This window comes from uncultured Turicibacter sp., assembly GCF_938044715.1.
Taxonomy (GTDB): domain Bacteria; phylum Bacillota_I; class Bacilli_A; order MOL361; family Turicibacteraceae; genus Turicibacter; species Turicibacter sanguinis.
Map to the genome: position 1 here is coordinate 1 of NZ_CALIOS010000108.1, position 5,880 is coordinate 5,880.

Consider the following 5,880-nt stretch of genomic DNA (forward strand, 5'->3'; position numbering starts at 1 on the left):
ATAGTTAACATGAACACGAGTTTCATCTAAATACTGCATATCGATAAAGTTACCACGTTTTTTCTGACATAACTCCATGATGGCTCCCACATAATCATTTGGTGTCATAATGGAAGCTTTAACGTAAGGTTCTTCAATTGACTTAATCGTTTGTGGTTCTGGCATTTGCGATGGGTTATCGACAATTAACTTTGTTCCATCTGTTAAATAAACATGATAAATTACCGATGGTGCTGTGGCAATTAAATCAATATTAAACTCGCGTTCAATACGTTCTTGAATAACGTCCATATGTAATAATCCTAAGAATCCTGTACGGAATCCAAATCCTAAGGCTTGTGATGTTTCAGGCTCAAACTGTAAAGATGAGTCATTTAACACTAATTTTTCTAATGCATCACGTAAATCATTGTAACGTGCTGCATCAATTGGATAAAGCCCACAGAATACCATTGGATTTAATTTACGATATCCTGGTAATGGTTCTTCAGCTGGATTGTCAACACATGTAATCGTATCCCCGACGCGAACATTTTTAACATCCTTAATCGAAGCTGTTACAAATCCTACATCTCCAACAGTCAAACAATCTACGATTTTCTCATGTGGCGTGTGTACTCCAACTTCAACGACTTCGTACTCAGCACCTGTTGCCATCATACGAATCACTTGCCCTTTTTTCATCGTTCCATTTACAACACGAATAGAAGCAATAATTCCACGATATTGATCATACACTGAGTCAAAGATTAACGCTTGTAATGGCGCTTCAGGGTCTCCCGTTGGGGCTGGGACTTTTTCAACCACTTGCTCTAAAATCTCTTCAATTCCAATTCCTGCTTTAGCTGATGCTAAAACCGCATCATCTGCCGGTAATCCAATGATATCTTCAACCTCTTGCTTCACGCGATCTGGATCAGCACTTGGTAAATCAATTTTGTTAATTAACGGTAAAATTTCTAAATCATTATCTAAGGCTAAATAAACATTCGCAAGTGTTTGAGCCTCAATTCCCTGTGCAGCATCAACGACTAATACTGCCCCTTCACATGCTGCTAACGAGCGTGATACCTCATAAGTGAAGTCAACATGACCTGGGGTATCGATTAAATGTAAAATGTACTCTTCTCCATCTTTAGCTTTATATGTCAACTGCACGGCATTTAATTTAATGGTAATTCCGCGCTCACGTTCTAAATCCATTGAGTCTAACAGCTGATTTTTCATCTCACGTTTTTCCAACGCATTCGTTCGCTCCAAAATACGATCCGAAAGGGTTGTTTTTCCATGATCGATGTGGGCTATAATTGAAAAGTTGCGAATTCTTTTTTGGCGTTCTTTGATTTGTTCAATGTTCATCGCACTCACCAAGCTCACTCCATTCCGAAATAATTAAATATCCACTTTATTTTACTGTAAAAAAACCTAACTCACAAGCAAAAAATAATCATTCACTTCTTTTTCGGCTATTTTCGCATCTTTTACGACATCACTTTCTTTCATTCATCACTTAATATCCTTTACATTATGACAACTCCTATGCCTAAAAAATTAAAAACCATGGCTTTTTTCTCCTTGAGAATGAAGTCATGGTTTTCATCTATTATTCAGTGATTAATTGATCACAGGCTTTTACAATCATTCGTAAAACTTCCCTGACTGTGGTTTTTAATAAATCCGCAGCATCTTGTCCAAATTGCGACACATTATTATGTGCTACACCTCCGCTTGAAACTGGTGTTGACTTTGGAACCACGCCTTCAGAAATCATCTCACTATAAGAAGTGATGATTTCCTCACCTTGTGATAATTTCTGCTCATACTCTTTGATTTGTTGCGTGAGATTAGAGCTTGCCGCGACATGAGGTGTCGTTTCTGAATGGGAGCTAGAACCATAAATAGTTCCTAATAAAAAGCAAACGACGAAAAAAATAAGAGCTATTCCTTTTTTCATCCCCATCTCTCCTTCAATTAATGAGTTGTAATATACTGTGTCATCACCTTCGCGATGGCTTCGGCAGTATTACATAATTCTTCGTACGTATTATCAACTCCACCGACTTCCATTAAGAGGAGTGTCGTGGCAAAGTCTTGATTATAAATCCCATTCGTATATTCTCCACCTTTTTCAATAATTCCTTTTGAAAGACCGGGATAATACATATTAAACAAATTATTAATTTCATTGGCAAAGGCTAAATTTTCTTTATAACGTTGATGATCTTGTCCTACAACCAATAACAACTTAGCATAGGATTTTCCGTCAATTGTGGTGGTCGTTCGATTATAGTTTAACGAATCACGATGGATATCAATAAAATATTTGAGAGTGTTATACTCTGTTGCCGTCGACTCTAAATACATGCGGGAAGCTTTATAGGATTGCCAATATTCCCAATCATTCGCAACTAATACTTCAGAGATATCTCTTGTTTCAACAAGTGTTTTAACTCCTAAATTAGAAAATTCATTCGCTACAAGGTTTGACATGTCGCCAACAAAAACTTTACGCCCAAGCATGGCATTGACTTGATCAGATTCATACGTTTCAGAATCATGCGTATTAAAAAGATAAACCAATGGTTCTGTTGAATTCACCGCTTCTGGCCGTGGTTCTAATTTTAACTCTTCACTGACATAGGTATATTTATAATCATTGGATGTATTCGGTGTAGCAGCGGCCACACTACTTTGTTTTGAATCCATTTGAATAAAGGCAAACCCATCATTTAAAAAGGAATACAACTGATTCAAATCAAGGTTTGTCATGACTTCTGCAAAATACTTTTGTAAATTAGTCATCAGTTCGATAAAATCCGCTGGATTAGCAAAATCAAAAATACTCGATAAAACAACCTCTTGATTGACATGCTTTTCATAGGCTTCTTTTTGATTGACATAAAATAATTGAAAAAATTGCGTTGAGTATAGCGTCACAACAAAGAATCCTACCACTAAATAGGGAACTCCCTTTGTTAGTTGTTTACTTAATTTATTTCTTTTAGAGCGCAAACGACGTTTTCGTTTCAAAATTCTCCCCCCCAGACCGTTTCCTCTAAGTTAAATTCCTTTTTTCATTTATACTTTATTATACCGAATGAGGGTTGTTATTAATTGTTGTTTTATGGTAATCACTTAACTAAATTGTACATTTTGATGTAAAGCACGGTTAATCCCATTTGAAATCAAGGTTGCCAAATCTTCCATTGCCGTGTCTATTTCTTTTGGTGTGACAATTAAGTTAAATCCATTTGGAGTTAAGACTTCACTAATGAGTTGGCGTTTATCTTCCTCAGCAAGGAGTCCCACCTGCCCCATGAATTGTTGACGTAACTCATCCGACGGTAGATCATCCTCACTATATTGTTGACGAACCATTGAAAAAGGCACTAATTTTTTATACGAACGCTTTTCTTCTTTTAATGATTTTCCAATATGTTTTAATAACAAGTCAATGGTGTCCGACGTAATTGAGACGGCATCTACAACCGTTGGAACACCGATGGAAAAAACAGGAATACCAAGCGATTCCTCATCAACGGCTTTACGTTTATTTCCAACCCCACTTCCTGGCGCAATTCCAGTGTCAGTCATTTGAATCATTTTGTTAACACGAGTTATCGAACGCGAAGCAAGCGCATCAACCATGACTAAAAAATCAGGTTTAATTTTTTTGACCAACGACTCAATCACATCAAATGTTTCAATCCCTGTCATCCCCATTACACCGGGTGCTAAAGCACTCACTTCACGATAACTACGATCGACTTCGTCTGGTCTTAGTTCATAAAGATGACGTGTCACAATCACTTCGTCAACCACCATCGGACCTAAAGCATCTGGCGTCACGTGGTCATTTCCAAGTCCGATGACTAAACAAGTATGTTCATCCGTAATATTTCGATGATCTAATAATTTTTTAAATTGTTGCGCAAAGACTTCCATAGCAACGGTCAGCTGATCGTGATCATGAGATAAAATAGATGACGTATCGAGTGTCATATAGCGCCCCGCCTTTTTCCCCACGCTTTCTTCAGCTTCTTTTTCAACATCAATGCAAGTCACTTTTAAGCCTTTAATATTATCCTCTTGATAATGGACACCTTTTTGTTGATCTTCATCGACTTGTCCCACCATTTGTTCAACAGCTTCAAGTGCTAAGTCAGATCGGCATTGCCATTTTTTTTGTTCTTGTTCATTCATTTTTATCACCTCACCTTATAGTGTGACCGAATCGTCTCAGTTCATGAAACGACTTCACTATTTTTAGCAAAAAAAAAGAAAATCAATGATGATTTTCTCTTATTCCTTTTGAGCAACGATTTTTGATTTTAATTTGGATGATTTTAAGTGACAAAAATCAAATTCAATCATCAATATAGCAATCAAACAAATCAAACCGCCAAAAACTAATCGATTTGTAATGGGGTCATGTAAAATCATGACGGATAAAATAGCTCCAAACAACGCTTCTGTTGATAAAATCAATCCAGCTTTAGCCTCGGATGTATAGCGTTGAGCGATGGTTTGTAACAAATAAGCTAACAGTGTACTAAAGATTCCGAGATACATAATCGCTAGCCCACTTGAGAAACTAAGCGCAGCCCATGGTTCGCTAATTAAAGACCAGATTAGTGAAACCATCGCCACCGTGACCATTTGAATAATCGTGAAACAATAACTATTGCATCGATTAATATATAATCCTGTGATGATAATTTGTAAAGCAAAACCAATGGCACAAATGAGCGTCAGCAAGTCACCAATACTCACCGAAAAATCACGCTCTAATGACAGAATACTAATTCCTAAGATCATCACTAGCATTCCAATCCATTGCGAACCTTTCATTTTGTTTTTGAAAAACAAGACGCCAAATAAAGGTACTAGTAACACATACGATGATGTAATAAAGGCATTTTTAGATGCCGTTGTGTATTGCATTCCAATGGTTTGAAAAGTAAATCCTATAAACAAACAAATTCCAGCCAACACACCGGCTACCACGTCTATCCGCTTTAGATCCAAGAGCTGCTTTCTAAATACAATCGCCAATACTCCCCCTGCAATCAAAAAACGCAACGTGATTAATTGGCCGGCCCCCACCCCCTCTTGCACCGCTAACCCTACTGCTGGAAATCCGCCTCCCCAAATAATCGCAACTAATAACAATAATCCGTCTGCTATTTTCGAATTCATCCCAATCCCCCTAATCCCTTTTATACCATTCTATGTTTTTAGTAAAAAAAGCATGTCCACAAGAACATGCTTTTGATCATTATTTAATTTCTTTTAATACTTGACATAAGAAGTCATAAACGCGTTCAGTAGATGAAATAGATAACGATTCTTTTGGCGTATGCGCTCCTGTAATATCAGGTCCAATTGAAATCATATCTATTTTCCCTAATTTTTGTGATAAGAAGCCACACTCAAGACCTGCATGAATCGCTGAAACTTCTAATTCTTTTCCTGCCGTACGCTCATAAACCTCTTTCATAATATCACGAATTTTTGAATCTGTTTCAAATTCCCACTCTGGATAATCTGCAATTAACTCCATCTTAGCTCCAGTTAAATCAGCAATCGCTTGAATACGATGATTGATTTCACGTTTTAATGATCCAACTGAGCTACGAACCGCACTATTAAACTCAATTTCTGATTCAGTCATTTCAACGACACCAATGTTACTTGAACTTTCAACAAGTCCTGCTACATTTGCACTCATCGTTTGAGGTCCATAAGGGATTAATTGTAAAATATGAGTGACTTTTTGTAACGTTTCTGCTGTCCAAACCTTAAGTTCAGTTGCAACTGGTGCTAATTTTAAAGTAATGTCTTGATCCGCCGTTTCAAATTCAGCACGAATCATGATTT

6 protein-coding genes are annotated in these 5,880 nt (G+C 37.1%); all 6 read right to left on the reverse strand.

Going from position 1 to position 5,880, the window contains the following annotated elements:
- On the reverse strand, positions 1–1,359 hold a 1,359-nt coding region (lepA, locus tag QWC74_RS10380), incomplete at its 3' end, for a translation elongation factor 4 (protein ID WP_288994016.1).
- 244 nt (positions 1,360–1,603) lie between these two features.
- Positions 1,604–1,954, reverse strand: coding sequence for a hypothetical protein (locus QWC74_RS10385; RefSeq protein ID WP_006783318.1), 351 nt, complete (start codon positions 1,952–1,954; stop codon positions 1,604–1,606).
- A gap of 17 nt (positions 1,955–1,971) precedes the next feature.
- Positions 1,972–3,030, reverse strand: coding sequence for a stage II sporulation protein P (gene spoIIP / locus QWC74_RS10390; RefSeq protein WP_006783317.1), 1,059 nt, complete (start codon positions 3,028–3,030; stop codon positions 1,972–1,974).
- Positions 3,031–3,135: 105 nt separating this feature from the next.
- The gene (gene gpr, locus QWC74_RS10395) at positions 3,136–4,203 is read right to left on the reverse strand and encodes a GPR endopeptidase (RefSeq protein WP_006783316.1); all 1,068 of its coding nucleotides are present in this window, start codon (positions 4,201–4,203) and stop codon (positions 3,136–3,138) included.
- Positions 4,204–4,302: 99 nt separating this feature from the next.
- The gene (locus QWC74_RS10400; protein WP_006783315.1) at positions 4,303–5,199 is read right to left on the reverse strand and encodes a DMT family transporter; all 897 of its coding nucleotides are present in this window, start codon (positions 5,197–5,199) and stop codon (positions 4,303–4,305) included.
- A gap of 79 nt (positions 5,200–5,278) precedes the next feature.
- Positions 5,279–5,880: M20/M25/M40 family metallo-hydrolase (locus QWC74_RS10405; RefSeq protein WP_288994015.1), on the reverse strand; the 602-nt coding region annotated here is incomplete at its 5' end.

Coding starts and splice junctions, on each gene's coding strand:
- QWC74_RS10385 (WP_006783318.1), bottom strand. CDS start 1,954: ATGAAAAAAGGAATAGCTCTTATTTTTTTCGTCGTTTGCTTTTTATTA.
- gpr (WP_006783316.1), bottom strand. CDS start 4,203: ATGAATGAACAAGAACAAAAAAAATGGCAATGCCGATCTGACTTAGCA.
- QWC74_RS10400 (WP_006783315.1), bottom strand. CDS start 5,199: ATGAATTCGAAAATAGCAGACGGATTATTGTTATTAGTTGCGATTATT.